Raw genomic sequence first — 13,444 nt, forward strand, 5'->3', positions numbered from 1 at the left:
CGGCCCGGCCAAGGCCGCCGGGCCGCCGGGCCGCCGGGCCGCCGGGCCGCCGGGCCGCCGGGCCGCCGGGCCGCCGGGCCGCCGGGCCGCCGGGCAAACCCTTACCGCCACAGCCATCCACTAGCCCCCACCCACCACTAGAGGGGAAGAAAAGGTATGCGGCGATCGTCGCCGAGGGGTCCGACAAGATTCGGCCCGAATCGGGGCCGGCAGCTGAAAAGTCACCCGGACGGAGGGGCGAGTGCGCTCATGTTTCGCATTGCGCAGCAGTGAATGTTAGACGAAGTGCACGCTAACGCTTGCGGGTTCACCCGGCTGTAACGAAGATGTGACACATGAGCTCTAACCTCAGTCGCATATTGGACTCAGTGGACCCCTTCATCGGCACCGAACCGGCCGATCTGCCCGCGGCGCAGGGGCTGGCCGCCAGCTGGTGGTGGCCGAAAGCCCAGGTCGGGAACACCCACCCCGGCGCGTGCCACCCCCTCGGCATGGTCTCGGCCTGCGCCTGCTCCGGCGCCTACCCCACCGGCTACGGCCGCTACGGCATGTCGACGGAGGGCGCCCCCGCGCCCCTCTACGACGACTACCTCGCCAGCGGCTTCACCCACTTCCAGCAGTCCGGCACGGGCGCGATCCGCAAGTACTACAACTACTTCCGCGTCACCCCCATGATCGAGCCGCTCGACGCGCTCGGCACCCGCTGGAAGCTGCGGGACGAGACCGCCAAGCCCGGCTACTACGCCGCGACCCTCGAGAACGGCATCCGCTGCGAACTCACCGTCGGCGAGAAGACCGCCGTCCACCGCTACACCTTCCCCGAGGCGTCCTCGGCCCGCGTCGTGCTCGACTTCTCCTACGGCGGCCTCGCGATCGAGCACGGCACCACCGTCCCCCTCCGCGCCGGCCTCGAGAGCCTCGGACAGGGCTGCGCGCAGGGCACCGTCGTCATGGAGGGCATCCCTCTCTCGGTGTACATCGACTCGGACACGCCGAAGGCCTGGCGGCAGCTGGTCTGGTACGACCGCCGCCGCGTCGACGGCGGCACTCGCCTCGACTTCGACTACATCCGCCGCACCACGCTGCGCCCCTTCGGCCTCATGTTCATGGGCCCGGCCCGCGCGGGCACCACCGTCGAGATCCGGATGGGCTTCTCGATGCGCGGGACCGACCAGGCCCGCCGCAACCTCGAGCAGTGCCTGCCCGGCGGGTTCGAGCACGCCTTCGAGCGCGTCCGCTCCCAGACCCGCGGCGCGTGGGACGGGTACGGCTCGCAGGTCGAGGTGGACGGCGGCACTCCCGAGCGGCGCACTGTGTTCGCCACGAGCCTCTACCACTCGCTCATCAAGCCGTGCTTCGCCGAGGACGAGTCGCCGTTCTGGCCTTCCAAGGGCCCCTTCGTGTTCGACATCGCGACGATGTGGGACATGTACAAGACCCAGTTCCCGCTGCTCACCGCCCTCAACCCCGAGAAGGGCGCGGCGATGCTCGAGTCGCTGGTGCGCATCGCGGAGGAAGAGGGCAACCTGCCCATCGGCTACCGGATGGCGCGCGGCTCCGACCGGTTCTTCCGCCAGGCCTCGGCCCTCGCCCACACCGTCCTCGCCGACGGCTACCAGCTGGGGCTCGAAGGCCTCGAATGGGACTGGGCGCTCGTTCACATGCAGGACGACCTGCGGCGCGGCTACGGCGAGGACTTCGCCGAACGCGGCATCGTGCACCCCGTGAGCCACACCCTCGACCTGGCGACCGGCTACTGGTGCACCGCGATCGTCGCCCGCGGCCTCGGCGACCACAAGCTCGCCGACGAGCTGGAGGCGAAGTCGCGGGGTTGGACCAACGCGTTCGGCCTCGACGGGCTGCTGCGCGACTCGAGCTTCTACGAGGGCGGACGCTGGAACTACTCGTTCCGGCTCCTGCACGACATGGCCGCGCGCATCAGACTCGCCGGCGGCGACAAGGAGTTCACCGCGATCCTCGACCGGTTCTTCGGGTTCGGGGCCGCGCCGGTCACCCAGCTCGGCGTCCCGCCCTTCGGCCCCGAGTTCGCGATCGGCCAGGACCTCAACCGCTTCGAGGGCCTGAACAACGAACCGGACATGGAGGCCCCCTGGGCCTACCACTACGCCGGGCGGCCCGACCGCACCGCCGAGGTCGTGCACGCCGCGCTCGCCTACCAGTTCGGGACGGGCCGCGGCGGCCTGCCCGGCAACGACGACTCGGGGGCGCTCTCGTCCTGGTACGTGTGGGCGTCCCTCGGGCTCTTCCCCGTCGCGGGCCAGAACCTGTTCCTGGTCAACGCGCCCGCGTTCAAGGGCGCGTCGCTCCGCTTCGGCGGCAACGACTTCGATCTGGTGACGACCGGCCATGTGGAGTCCGGCATCGGCGAGGACGCCGCCGGGTCCGCGCCGCAGTACGTCCAGGCGGCCCGCTTCAACGGCAAGCCGCTCGACCACGGGTTCCTCACCGGCAACCAGCTGCACGGCGGCGGGCGGCTGGAGATCGAGCTCGGCCCCGAACCGTCCGACTGGGCGACGAAGACGCGCCCGCCGTCGGCCTCCGACCGGCCCGACCCCGCCCGCGGCGGGGCCCGACTCCAGGAGTTCCTACCGTGACCCAGCAGCCCCGCGGCCAGCACCAGCGCCGACCCGGCAAGGCGCCCGAACGGCGCCTCGTCATCGTGGTCCGCGCCGACCCGGTCATCTGCGGCCACGCCACCGAGGCGCGCGGCCTCGCCGAAGTCGCCCTCACCCGCGGCTTCGACGACGTGCGCATCGTGACCTGGCCGATCGAGGCGCTGCGGGCCGCGGGGCTGCCGCTCAAACCGCTCGACGAGCTCCTGCCCTATTCGGAGGGCATCACCGTCGAGCGGCCCGGCCCAGTCGGGGACTACCGCGTCCCCACCGGCCGCCACCTCCTCGGCCTCGCCGGGCGGCTGTTCGAGCTGTTCACCGACGGCGTGCCGACCGTGTGCATGTCGATGTACCTGACCCCGCACGCGAACGCGGTCGCCGAGGCCCTGCGCTCGGTGCGCGCCTCCGGGCTCGACGCGGACGTCACGACGATCGCCGAAGCGGTCGGCTCCGACATCACGAACGTGGTCCGCTCCTGCATCGCCGAGGGCGCGATCGGCGCGGCCGCGTCCCTGTTCACCGCCTACCTCTCGCACGACCGGTGCGTGGCCGTCTCGGCCTACACGCGGGAGCTCATCCTCGAATCCGCGGCGCAGGTCGACCTCGCGTGCGGAACCCGCTTCGCCGAGGAGGTCGCCGCCCGCGTCGAAGTCTCCTACCCCGCGGTGGACGCCGGCGCGTACCTCGACCTCGATCCGTCCGCAGTAGACACTGCATTGGCGGCGCGCGGCCTGACCAGGGACGGCTACGTGCTCTTCCTCTCCCGCGTCGCCGCCGCGAAGGGCGCCGACGACCTCATCAACGCCTACCGCGTCTCGGACGCCTCCCGCACCCACCGGCTCGTGATCGCCGGGAACGGCCCCGCGCACGCCGAGACCGTGGCCCTCGCCGGGGGCGACGAGCGCATCCTGTTCCTCACCGACGTGGGCGACGAGGAGAAGCCGCTGCTCATGAACGGCTGCGCCGCATACGCACTGCCGTCGAAGCCGCGCCCCGAGTTCGTCGAGACCTTCGGCATCGCCCTCGTGGAGAAGATGCTCGCGGGCGGCGGCCCCGTCATCACCACCAACACCGGAGGCATCCCCGAAGCCGTGGGCGACACCGCGATCGAGGTCCCCCACTCCGACCCGGCCGCTCTCGCCGCCGCGCTCGACCGCGCCCTCGCCATGCCCCCGGCCGAACGCGAGGCCGCCGCCGATCGCGCCCGCTCCTACGCGCTGCGCTTCGACCGCACCGCCGTCTTCGACAACCTCTTCTCAGGGCTCCTCGACAGCCCGTCCGGGCGCCCCGTCGACGCCCACGTCACTCTCAGCTGACCTGAGGAAACATGCCACGCCAGCGGCCCGGAACCCAGCTGGTGTGGGTGGGGTGCCTGAGGGCTTCTAGACGCTTTTGCACGCGAAGGTGTGTCGCGCTTGCCGTTGCGCGAAAAGCTGTGTCAGCCTGAACTCACGTGCGAATCGCACGTCGAAGAACCAATTGAATATGGCCGGTGGGCCGCCCCTTGTCCGCAAAAACAGCAGGCGGCCCACCTCCTCATCCAAGGAAGGCGAGCCTCCCATGGCAGAGTCCACCCTACGCGAAAACAGGCGTAGCGCAACTCATCAACTCGCGACGACCGTGAACCAAGCACGCATGCGCGTGCTCCTTCAACAGGCCTTCTACCGGCACGATCACCTCGGCCCCGGCGCACCGCTGCGCGAGATCACCGGACAGGGTGACGGCGACGGCTACTACGACTGGGCCGGACGACGGCTCTTCCTCATCGACGGCGAACCGGACCCGATGTGCCCGGGCGCGTACCGGTACCAGCACAACCCCGACTGCTGCGACCTCGAAGCACCCGACTCCGACCCGCGCAGCCCCCGCTACGAGCCGATGCACCTGCGCCACAAGGTGGGCGACACCTGGATCATCGACGCCAACCGCCCCTACGACCCGTTCGACCCCGGCCCGTACGGGTCGCGAGGCTGGTACAAGGACGAACGCACCGGCCGCCACCGCAGAGACGAAACCCCCGACCCCCTCCCCGCCGACGACTGGGTCCCACCGGCCGACGCCTGGTTCCCCGGCACCGCCGACTGGCCCGAACCCGAACCGACACCCACACGCACCGGCGATGGCCGGCGGGGCGACCGCGATCGCCCGGGCGACTCCTTCGGTCGCGGCGGTTCGGATCGGCCGCCACCATGGGGCTCGCGTGGCCGCCCGGTCCCCTCCGAACCCGATGAACCCGATGAACCCGAAGCGTCGCAACGTCCTTGGGGCGAGCGGAACGGACGGCCGAGCCCGTCGGCAGACACCAAGGCCAAACCCGCGCGGCGGCCCTGGGACCGCAGCGACGACGGCGACGGCCCCGGCGACGCGGGTTGGATCAGCGGATACGGCCGCGGCCAGAGCAACCAGCGAGAAGACAACGACCCCGGCGGTCACGGAGTGGACGGCCGGAACGGCACTGACACTACCGGCGAGTACCGGTTCTCGAAGCTCCGCGAAGACGCCTTCGACCGCTTCATCGCCAACTCCGCCGGGCTCCAAGCCGCCCACTTCGCGCCCCAGAAGCCCTACCTCCGCGAACGCGCCGCCTGGGTCCTCCACTGGCTCGCCTGGGTCCTCACCTGCGGCCTCATCGCCATGCCCGCACCACTCAACCAGCACCAGCACCACCCCGAACCGCATGCAGCGCATCCGATCCCGACACAACCCGGTCCCCGCACGCACGAGAGCAAGCCCGAGGCCGTCCGAGCGGAGGAGGTCCAGCCCGCCAACGACTTCCACAACGCAGCAACACCAGCCGCAGGCCCGTCAGGGCCGCAACCGGTCGAGGCGAGCGATCCGCCTCGGCCCGGCGCGGCGATCGCCGCCGCCATCGGCGGCGCCCGCGCCGCCCGCAAAGTCATCGCCGCCCGCGAGTCGCGTACGGAGCACGACCTCGCCCGAGCCGTCCGCAACAGCGCCAATCGAACCGACGGTGCAAACCACGGCCGACCCGCACCCGGGCACTGGCGCACCCGACCCCGCCAGAACCGCCCCCGCCCCTCGCCGCGTCCGCAGCCCGCCGCCTACATGACCGCATGGGAACAAGCCTTCGACAATTTCGACAGCCGCGGAACGTTGATCTTCGGAGGCGCGGCATGATTCCCGACCGCTACACCACCCGCCGCATCCGCGCCCGATACATCAAGGCGCTCAATGCGATCCCGCTCCCCGTCCGCCGCACCGACCCACCCGACCCGGCGCTGCCGATCGACCTCGCCGGACTCCCCATCCTCGCCACCCACACCATCGACGACCGAGCCGTCCGCTACTCGCTCGTGATGGGCCAGACCCGCCTCCGCCTGACCTTCAAAGACACCTGCCCGGCCCTCATCGGCCACATCATCAACCTCGAAACCGACAACCCGCGGCTCATCATCGCCGAGCCTCTCCAAACCGAATGGGCCCTCGCCAACGAAACAGCCCTCCTCCACCACGCCGCCAAGACCTGGCAGGTGAACACCAAGACCTGCCGCAACTAGCCGAAGAGCCAATGGGGTGCCACCGGGCGATGCCGGGTGGCACCCCTTTGAAGCGGCCCGTCGACGCCCACGTCCACAGCATCTGACCTGCTGATCCGCACCGCGCCCGAAGTCTCTCGAAAATCTTCGGATTCGCGGGCAACCTTCGGGCCGTCCGCGGCGACCACATGACGGTGCGGCAACCCGGCTCCGTCGCACCACATAAATGCGCACGACAGGGAAAGACCGCGTACGACAACGGCGGTCCCGGTTCATTGGTTCCGAACCGGCGCCCCCGGCCGTCCAGTTCCTGACGGCCGGGCCGACCGCCGTCGGCGCGGGCAAGGGGTGCCTGTAGACGACGACAGGTACGCAAGGGCTTTCCTGCCATGGTGAGTCACGGGCGCGGGCACCGGGGGTGCCCGCGCCCGCCCTGCATGCGGGCGACGATTCTGAAAGGAACGGTGCGATGGTCGGACTGCTAGACTCTCCGCCTCCCCGAATACGACCCCCGACCGGAGGCCCCCCGTTGGACGTCCCCGCCCAGCTGGAGGAAGACGCGTTCCGCGCCTTCTTCGAGCGGCACCACGCCGAGCTCGCGCGGTTCGCGTGGCTGCTCATCGGCGAGAGCGGGACGGCCGAGGACATCGCGGCGGACGCGATGCTCGCGGTGTGGCGGCAGTGGGACCAGGCCCGGCGGGCCCGGTCGCAGATCGCGTACGCGCGCGGCATCGTCGCCAACCTCGCGAAGACCCGCATCCGCGCCGCCGTGCGCGAACGGCGCCGCAACACCCTGTTCTGGCAGCGGCCCGGCGAGACGCACGACGGCCCCGACTCGGCCGCCGTCGTGGACGTGCGCGCCGCACTGGAGCGGCTGCCGCTGCGGCGGCGCGCATGCGTCGTCCTCCGGCACTCACTCGAACTCTCCGAACGCGAGACCGCCGACGCGCTCGGCATCTCGATCGGCACGGTCAAGAGCCAGACCTCGAAGGGGCTGGCGGAACTGCGGCGCATCCTCGGACCCCAGGAGGGATCGGCCTGGGCGACGATTCGGAAGGAGGGCCAGCAGTGAACGACGACATCAACGACCGGCTCCGGGTGACCGCGGAGGAGTACGAGCCGGACCGCGACCGCATGTGGGCACGCGTCGCCGACGGCATGCGCGAACCCCGAGTGCAGACCGAACCGGTGCGCACCGGCTGGCGGATCCCGCAGCTGGGGCTCGCGACCGGCGCGGCGCTCGCGCTCATCGGCGCGATCGTGTTCTTCGGGCAGTTCCTGGGCCTCGGCCCGGTGATCGGCCCCGACCCCGAACCTCCCCCGGCCGGTCCCGGTACCCGGTCAGAAGAGGCCACGGACCCCGCGACCAGCGCGGACGCCACTACCGGCGCGGCCGAGACGCCGACGTCGGAGGCAGAGGAGAGCGAGGAGACCGAAGCGACCGAGGAGGGTTCGAGCCCGGAGACCGAGGACGCCGCCCCCGAGTGGCTGTGGACCGACGGCTCGGTGGACGCGGCCAGCGGCGAATTCTGGTCGCAGGCGAACCTCACCGTCAAGAACGAGCAGCCGCTCGCCTCGGTGACCATCGAACTGCGAGTGGCCCAAGGCGACGGCATCGAGCACACGGGCTCGTGGACCACCGCGGACAGCTACTTCACGGCCGCGGCGGTGACCGAGGAGGACGGCTTCCTCGTCTACCGCTGGACCCTGCAGGACGGCAAGGTCCTCCCGGCCGGCGAATACCAGCTCGCGGGCCAGTTCAACCACGGTTCCGGCCCGCGCAGCGCCGACGAGGACCGCTACTCCTTCACGGCCGAGACCGAAGCCGGCGAGACCGGCGAAGTGGCGGGCGACTTCGAATGACCAAGTCGCCCTGAGACTCCCGCCGCGTCTGACCAGCGCGGCAACCCCAGAGCGAGAACGGGGACCGAGCCTGAGGCTCGGTCCCCGTTCCGGTTCCGTCAGAAGCTGATCAGCTCGAACGTGGTCGCGTACTTCGTGCCGAAGCGTTCGCCAGCTCCGGCCGCGAAGCCGGTGAGGAAGCCGCGGACGTAGGTCTCGGGGTCTTCGTCGGTGAGCGCCGAGATGTAGGCGCGGTGCTCGAGGAGGGAGGCGATGCCGGTCTCCATCGTGTCCGTGATGTCGACCGCATGCGTCGACAGGGGCGAGGCGGCGAGGGCGACCCAGCGGACGCCGCCCCACGGTTCGAGTCCTTGGTCGGCGAGCTCGGGGAAGATCCAGCGGTTGCCGGCGTCGTTGGCGGCGTCGAGCACCGATTCGCCGACCGCGCGGTGGTCGGCGCTGTTCCAGTGGCCGGGCATGAAGTGGTCGCGCCGGTTGAGGGTGATGACGAGTTCGGGCTTGTGGCGACGGATCGCGGCGGCGAGGTCGCGGCGCAGGGGCACACCGGATTCGATGACGCCGTCGCGGTGGTCGAGGAACTCGACGGAGGAGACGCCGACGACGGCCGCGGAGGCGCGCTGCTCGGCGTCGCGCACCGGCGCGCACTCCTCGGGCGACATGGTGTCGATCCCGGCTTCACCGCGGCTGACCATGAGGTACGCGACCTCGCGTCCGCCGCCGGTCCAGCGGGCGACGGCCGCGGCGGCGCCGTATTCCATGTCATCGGGGTGGGCCACGATGGCCAGTGCCTTCGTCCAGTCTTCAGGCATGGCAAGGAGTTCGCTCATGCCTCGATTATGACCCGGCGGGTCAGCAGGCGCAGGAGACGCCGCTCGAGGGGGCGGTGAGCGGGTCGGGCTTGCCGCGCTCGACGCCGGCGTCGGTGGCGACCGGGAGGCCTTCGCGCACCCAGTACTCGAAGCCGCCCATCATGTACTTGACCTGGTACCCGAGTTTCGCGAACTCGACGGCGGCCCGGTAGGCGCCGTTGCAGCCGGGACCCCAGCAGTAGACGACGACCGGACGGGACTGGTCGATGAGTTCGGCTGCGCGCGAGGCGATCTCGTCGGTCGGCAAGTGCACGGCGCCGGGGACGCGGCCCTGGAACCAGGCGGCTTCGCCGCGGGTGTCGACGAGCGTGAAGCCGGGGTCGTCGAGCTCGGAGACGGCGTAGACGTCCGAGACGTCGGTGCTGTAGGCCATGAGCCCGGTGAAGTACGCGAGGGCGTCGGCGGGGGCGGCCGGGGCGACGCGCAGGACGGGGTTCTCGTTCGTTGCCATGCCCAGAATCTATGTGCCGGTACAAAGATACGAGCACTTGACACAAAGTCGGCCATGATGTGGGACCGGCCGCGCCGACGCGTGTTCCGACCCTGTTCGCGGGTACTCGCCGGCGGTAGCGTAGACCGCGGCGCCCCTCACGCCCCAAGCACGGCGCCGCCCCGGCGGCGCTTCCGATGAGAGAGGCATCATCCATGGCAACCACCGCACCCACCGTCGAACTCGCCCACGGCGCGGCCATGCCGCTGCTGGGCCTCGGCACGTGGCCGATGGACGACGCCGAGGCCGAACGCGTGATCGCCGAGGCGATCGGGCTCGGCTACCGGCTCGTCGACACGGCCGAGAACTACAAGAACGAACGCGGCGTCGGCCTGGGCCTCAAGGCCTCCGGCGCGGCCCGCGAGGACCTGTTCGTGACCTCCAAGTTCAACCGCGAGTGGCACGGCGTCGACCTGGCCGCCGAAGCCTGCGAACGCAGCCTCGACCGACTCGGCCTCGACTACCTCGACATGCTCCTCATCCACTGGCCGAACCCGCAGCACGGCAAGTACATCGAGGCCTGGGAGGGCCTGGTGCGGCTGCTGGAGACCGGGCGGGTCAAGGCCATCGGCACGTCGAACTTCAAGCCGGGCCACCTGGACCGGATCATCGAGGCCACCGGCGTGATCCCCGATGTCAACCAGATCCAGTTGAGCCCCTTGACGACTCGGCTCGAGGCGCGCGCATACCACAAGGAGCGCGGCATCGTGACCCAGTCGTGGTCGCCGATCGGCGGCCAGGGCGGCGAGGTGCGGAACGAGCCGAAGGTGCTGCAGCTGGCCGAGAAGTACGGGAAGACGCCCGTGCAGGTGGTGCTGCGCTGGCACCTGGACCTGGGACTCGCGGTGGTCCCGAAGTCGAGCGCCCCGGAGCGCCTGGCGCAGAACCTGGACGTCTTCGACTTCACGCTCGACCCCGATGACGTGATGGCCTTGTCGGCCCTCGACCAGGGGGAAGCGGCCGCGGCGGACTCGGACGAGTTCGGCCACTAGCCGATCGGGCTCCGGATTGGGGCCGCAGGCTCGAGTTCGGGTCCGGCCCCCGGGGTCGGGAGTGTCCGTGCGGCGCGCCCCCGATGACAAGGGTCGCCCGGGGGTACGACATTTTGCGGCGGGGGCCGCCTAGCCTTTGCGGAGGGGGGGCCCGCGCCGTTTTTTCTGGCCTTCGCCGCCTAGGCGTCCAGCAGGGTGAGCTCCATGCCGCGCACTCGGTCGGGGTTGGTGACGCCTTCCATCGCGATGATCTTGTCGCCTTCGACCGTGAAGACGAGGACGCGCGTCGGGGCGTCCGGCAGGGACGAGATGACGCCGATCTTGCCGTCGGCGAGGACGAGCTGCGCGCCGGTCGCCATGGCCGCGAAGGTCATCGCGCCGCCCGCGATCTGGGCCGCGCCGCGGATGATCTGGCCGACCTCGGCCGCGTCCGTGCGCAGCGTGATCTCGGGGTCGAGCACCGAGACCAGCGCCTCGAAGTCGCCGCCGCGCGCGGCCGCCAAGAACGCCTCGACCACCGTCCGCTGCTTCGAGACCTCCTTGCGCTGCGGCATGTCGGTCCCGCGCACCCGCGCCCGGGCGCGGCTCGCCAGCTTCCGCGCGGCCGTCGGGGTCCGGTCGACGATCTGGGCGATGTCGTCGAAGGGCACGCCGAACATGTCGTGAAGGACGAACGCCAGCCGCTCCGCGGGCTCCAGCGTCTCCAGGACCACCAGCAGGGCGAGGCTCACCGAGTCGGCGATGACCGCGGCCGACTCCGGGTCGGCCTCCACGTCCGCCGGTCCCGGGAGCGCGACCGGCTCCAGCTCGACCGTGCCGTCAAGCGAGGTGGGCATCGGCTGTTCGGCCCGGGACTTGCGGCGGCGCAGCTGGTCGAGACAGACCCGGCCGACCACGGTCGTGAGCCAGCCGCTCAGGTTCTCGATGCGCTCGGTGTCGCTGGCGGCCAGGCGGAACCATGCCTCCTGGACCGCGTCCTCGGCCTCGCCGGAGGAGCCGAGCATGCGGAACGCGACGGCCTCCAGCCGGGGCCGGTCGGTCTCGAATCGCTCCGCGAGCCACAGGTCGTCGTTCATGTGCTCCTCCTTCGACGGGTTGCCGACTCTATGACGCGTGCAGGCGGGCGAACGTGACCGTCCCATCCCGCACGACCGCCGCATTGTGATCCAGGACACGAGTATCGGTTCGTCGGTCACATCACCGCGCCGGGAGCCGTCATGCCGGTGAATCGAACGAAACGCCGAAGGAGCCCCGCCGTGGAAGCACGCATCGACTACTACTCGAACCCCATCGCCGCCAAATTCGCCAAGCACATCAACGCCGCCGGCCTCTCCCTCAAGAAGACGGGCCTGCCGGAGGAGATCCCCAACCTGGTCCTCATCCGGGCCAGCCAGATCAACGGCTGCGGCGTCTGCACCGACATGCACACCAAGGACGCCCTGCACGCCGGCGAGACCCCGGTCCGCGTCGCGATGGTCGCGGCCTGGCGCGACTCGGTCGTCTTCGACGAGGCCGAGCGGGCCGCGCTCGCCCTGACCGAGGCGGGGACCCGCCTCGCCGACGGCGCCGGCGTCCCTGACGACGTGTGGGACGACGCCGCGAAGCACTTCGACGGCGACCAGCTCGCCGGCCTCGTCTCGATCATCGCGCTCATCAACGCCTACAACCGGATGAACGCGATCCCGCGCATCCCCGGCGGCGACTACACCCCCGGCCAGTGGAGCTAGAAGACCGATCGGGGCCGCCGGCCGGGCGGCCCCGGAACCCGCTCAGTACTTCTTCGGCAGTGCCGGCAGGTTCGCGACCAGGGCCGGGTAGTCGCCGAACGCCGTCTCGACCTCAGCGGGGGTGAGCCCGTACCGCGACAGCGTGTACTCGTGCTTGCGCCGCCGCGTCGGCAGGTCGAGGAGGTATTCGAGGTTGTCGACCTCGGCTCTGCCCCATGGAAGGCCGAGCCGGTGGAACAGCGGCGGCACCTGGTTGCGGGCGTCTCCGGCCAGGTGCGGGTAGCCGACGTCGATCACGTTGTCGCCGCCGAGGCGCAGCCGCGATTCGCGCGCGGAGGCGATCGCCTCGGTCAGCATCGACAGGCACGTCTCGCCGAGCTCTTCGAGGTCGAGGCGGCGCCGGTACACCGACCACCCGACCTCCACAAGAGAGCAGTAGGAGCCCATGACGGTGACCGGGTCGCGGTGCGTCCATACGACCTTCGCGTCGGGGAAGATCTTGACGAGCGCGTCCATCGACCACAGGTGGCACGGGCTCTTCAGCACCCACCGCTTGCGCTCGCGCCCGAACTGGAGGATCTGCAGCGCCTGCTTGAAGTACCGGTAGTCCTCGGTGTAGTCGCGCTCGGCGCACCAGGCCCGGTAGCGCTTGAGCGGCCCGGTCATGTTCCACAGGAAGCTGTGGAAGGGCAGGAGGAACACGCACTCCTCGGGCCTGAGCGCGTCCATGGAATGGATGTCGGGGAAGACCGGCACGGCCTTGTTCATCGAGGCGACCCACTTCCGGGTCGCGGCGATCGAGGCGTCCCGCGTGGCCTGGTCGGCGTCGCCGGGGAGGGTGTCGAACAGCTCCCAGAACAGCGGGGCGCGGTTTCCCTCCGGTCCAGCGAGGAGGTTGTGCGCCAACGTGGTCGCGGTGCGCGGCAGGCCGGTGACGACGATCGGGGCGGTGATCGGCTCGGCCTCGATCTCGGGCCGGTCTGCGATCGCCTTCGCGACGCGCAGGCGGTTGGTGATGCGACGCTGCACGTCGCCGCGGATCGCGGTCCAGCCCAGGAACGAGGCCTCCTCCTCGTCGGCGTAGCAGCCGAGGATGAACCGGCAGTCCTCGATGTACTCGCGGTGCGGCGCGGCGGACGCGCCGGTCTGGGCCTCGGCGGCGGCGACCATCCGCTCGATCTCCGCGTCGACTTTGCCGCGGCGGCCGCGGACGAGGGGCGTGAAGAGGGCGTTCACGGCTTTGACGGTGAGGGTCGCGTGTCCCACGCGGATCTCCTTCGGCTTGTTCTCGCACGGCGGCAAGACAAATGGGGGTAAGAGACCCGTCGAGCATATGCGCCCGCTGTAACCGGGGCAATACAGTCGCTTCCTCG

Annotated in this window: 12 protein-coding genes; 8 read left to right on the plus strand and 4 right to left on the minus strand. The window is 70.7% G+C overall.

What is annotated here, in order from left to right; translation table 11 throughout:
• Positions 1-335 precede the first annotated feature (335 nt).
• From J5V16_RS16845 to J5V16_RS16870, 6 genes are all read left to right on the plus strand, one after another.
• Positions 336-2,615: a glycoside hydrolase domain-containing protein gene (locus J5V16_RS16845; RefSeq protein WP_243901356.1), complete on the plus strand. Its 2,280-nt coding sequence runs from the start codon at positions 336-338 to the stop codon at positions 2,613-2,615.
• Positions 2,612-3,949: a glycosyltransferase gene (locus tag J5V16_RS16850; protein WP_208497672.1), complete on the plus strand. Its 1,338-nt coding sequence runs from the start codon at positions 2,612-2,614 to the stop codon at positions 3,947-3,949. The genes J5V16_RS16845 and J5V16_RS16850 overlap by 4 nt, the downstream gene beginning before the upstream one ends.
• Before the next feature lie 319 nt (positions 3,950-4,268).
• Positions 4,269-5,771: a hypothetical protein gene (locus tag J5V16_RS16855; protein ID WP_208497674.1), complete on the plus strand. Its 1,503-nt coding sequence runs from the start codon at positions 4,269-4,271 to the stop codon at positions 5,769-5,771.
• Positions 5,768-6,151: a hypothetical protein gene (locus tag J5V16_RS16860; protein WP_208497676.1), complete on the plus strand. Its 384-nt coding sequence runs from the start codon at positions 5,768-5,770 to the stop codon at positions 6,149-6,151. The genes J5V16_RS16855 and J5V16_RS16860 overlap by 4 nt, the downstream gene beginning before the upstream one ends.
• Positions 6,152-6,659: 508 nt before the next feature.
• Positions 6,660-7,202 (plus strand): SigE family RNA polymerase sigma factor, encoded by a 543-nt coding sequence (locus J5V16_RS16865; RefSeq protein ID WP_243901357.1) that lies wholly within the window; start codon positions 6,660-6,662, stop codon positions 7,200-7,202.
• Positions 7,199-7,993 carry a hypothetical protein gene (locus J5V16_RS16870; RefSeq protein WP_208497680.1) on the plus strand — a complete coding sequence of 265 codons (795 nt, stop codon included), beginning with the start codon at positions 7,199-7,201 and terminating at the stop codon, positions 7,991-7,993. The genes J5V16_RS16865 and J5V16_RS16870 overlap by 4 nt, the downstream gene beginning before the upstream one ends.
• Positions 7,994-8,091: 98 nt before the next feature.
• Here J5V16_RS16870 and J5V16_RS16875 read toward each other — a convergent pair whose 3' ends face one another.
• Positions 8,092-8,820 (minus strand): PIG-L deacetylase family protein, encoded by a 729-nt coding sequence (locus J5V16_RS16875; RefSeq protein ID WP_208497682.1) that lies wholly within the window; start codon positions 8,818-8,820, stop codon positions 8,092-8,094.
• Positions 8,821-8,842: 22 nt separating this feature from the next.
• Positions 8,843-9,313, minus strand: a complete 471-nt coding sequence (locus J5V16_RS16880; protein WP_208497684.1) for a rhodanese-like domain-containing protein — start codon at positions 9,311-9,313, stop codon at positions 8,843-8,845.
• Between the two features lie 194 nt (positions 9,314-9,507).
• Here J5V16_RS16880 and J5V16_RS16885 point away from each other — a divergent pair, with 194 nt between their 5' ends.
• Positions 9,508-10,344, plus strand: a complete 837-nt coding sequence (locus J5V16_RS16885) for an aldo/keto reductase (protein WP_208497686.1) — start codon at positions 9,508-9,510, stop codon at positions 10,342-10,344.
• 179 nt (positions 10,345-10,523) lie between these two features.
• On the opposite strand, the gene J5V16_RS16890 is transcribed toward J5V16_RS16885, so the two are convergent.
• A complete protein-coding gene (locus J5V16_RS16890; protein WP_208497688.1) occupies positions 10,524-11,420 on the minus strand; it encodes a sigma-70 family RNA polymerase sigma factor in 897 nt (298 codons plus the stop codon).
• 180 nt (positions 11,421-11,600) lie between these two features.
• Here J5V16_RS16890 and J5V16_RS16895 point away from each other — a divergent pair, with 180 nt between their 5' ends.
• Complete coding sequence (locus tag J5V16_RS16895; RefSeq protein WP_208497690.1) at positions 11,601-12,071, plus strand: carboxymuconolactone decarboxylase family protein; 471 nt, start codon at positions 11,601-11,603, stop codon at positions 12,069-12,071.
• A gap of 42 nt (positions 12,072-12,113) precedes the next feature.
• Here J5V16_RS16895 and J5V16_RS16900 read toward each other — a convergent pair whose 3' ends face one another.
• Positions 12,114-13,337, minus strand: a complete 1,224-nt coding sequence (locus J5V16_RS16900) for a sulfotransferase family protein (protein ID WP_208497692.1) — start codon at positions 13,335-13,337, stop codon at positions 12,114-12,116.
• Between the last annotated feature and the right edge of the window lie 107 nt (positions 13,338-13,444).

Origin of the sequence: Glycomyces niveus (genome assembly GCF_017592475.1) — a bacterium.
Lineage (GTDB): Bacteria > Actinomycetota > Actinomycetes > Mycobacteriales > Micromonosporaceae > Glycomyces > Glycomyces niveus.